Origin of the sequence: Paracraurococcus lichenis (assembly GCF_030657435.1) — a bacterium.
Classification (GTDB): Bacteria; Pseudomonadota; Alphaproteobacteria; order Acetobacterales; family Acetobacteraceae; genus Paracraurococcus; species Paracraurococcus lichenis.
Genome location: NZ_JAUTWS010000304.1, coordinates 1 through 1,300 on the forward strand (window position 1 = coordinate 1; position 1,300 = coordinate 1,300).

Genomic DNA, 1,300 nt, shown 5'->3' on the forward strand with positions numbered 1-1,300 from the left:
GGCATTGATGCTCCTATAGAGGTCAAGTGGCGATTTGTGCTGGGCGGACGGCTTTGGGGCGACGGCAGAGATAGCCGAAGATCTCGCGTGCGACGAAGCGCTTGAGGCAGCGGATGATCTCGCGCTTGCTCTTGCCCTCGGCGGTGCGGCGGCGGACGTAGTCGAGGGTCGGCTGGTGAGTGCGCATCCGCACGACCACCACGCGGTGGAGAGCGGCGTTGGCCTGCCGGTGCCCCCCGCGGTTCAGCCTGTGCTTGCTGGTCTTGCCACTCGAGGCGGGGACCGGGCAGGCGCCGCAGAGTTTGGCGAAGGCGGCTTCGGAGCGGATCCGCTCCGGCTCGTCGCCGACGACGACAAGCATCTCCGCCGCGGTCGCGGTCCCCATGCCGTGCGCCGCGACCATCTCCGGCGCGCACCGCTCCGTCAGCCGGTTGAGATGGGCGTCGTGTGACCTGATCTCGAGGTCAAGGTGGAGCCAGCGCCGGGCGATGGCGCGCAGACTGGCCTTGGCTGAGGCGGTGGTCGTGGTCAACGGCCCCGGCCGGAAGGCCGCTAGATGCCGGACCAGCGCCATCTTGCCGGCGAGTGCATCGAGCTGCTCGCGCAGAGCCGCTGGAGCGTTGAGGATGATGGCCTTGAGCGCCAACATGGCCTGGGTGCGCGCCTTGACCGCGGTGTCGCGGGCGACCTTGAGATGCCTGATCATTTCCACCTCGCCGGTGCCGGCTTTGGGCAAAGCCGTGGCTTGCCCGCCGAGCACGGCGCGGGCGGCGCCCTCGGCATCGAGGTGGTCGGTCTTGCCATGCCGGTGGCGCAGCCCGCGATCGGGGCGGCCCGCCTCGTGGACGGTATGGCCCGCGGCGCGGAGAAAGCGCGCCAGGCCGGCGCCGTACGAGCCCGTGCCCTCGATACCGAAGGCGCTGATGGCTCCCAATGACCGGGCCCAAGTCTCGAGTTCGCGGTAGCCCTCAAGGCTGACCTCGATCGTCAGTTCCCCGAGACGAGCGCCGAGCCCAGTGATCGCCACGGCGGCGTGGGTGTGCTTGTGGGTGTCGACGCCGACGATGATGTCGGGGAGTATGGCCTCGCTCATGTCGCCTGTCCTCCGCAGATGCGCTGTCCCGGCGATCCGGCGAGCGGACAGGACTGTGACGGGATGGACGGCCTCAGGCTCCTATGAGGTCACTTCCCGCCTGATCGCTGGGCGTCGTCCGGCGGGCCGACAGGTCAATGCGATGACACAGGGTCAATCAACTTGAGGGTCAGACCCGCCGGACAACGCCAACACTCTCACAGTCAA

The 1,300-nt window shown here is 68.6% G+C and carries 1 protein-coding gene; it reads right to left on the minus strand.

Annotation, left to right across the window (positions count from 1 at the left end; genetic code table 11):
• Positions 1-22: 22 nt before the first annotated feature.
• Positions 23-1,093, minus strand: a complete 1,071-nt coding sequence (locus Q7A36_RS39845) for an IS110 family RNA-guided transposase (protein ID WP_305109330.1) — start codon at positions 1,091-1,093, stop codon at positions 23-25.
• Positions 1,094-1,300 lie beyond the last annotated feature (207 nt).

Excerpts from the sequence above, each read along its gene's own strand:
- Q7A36_RS39845 (WP_305109330.1), bottom strand. The coding sequence starts at position 1,093 with ATGAGCGAGGCCATACTCCCCGACATCATCGTCGGCGTCGACACCCAC.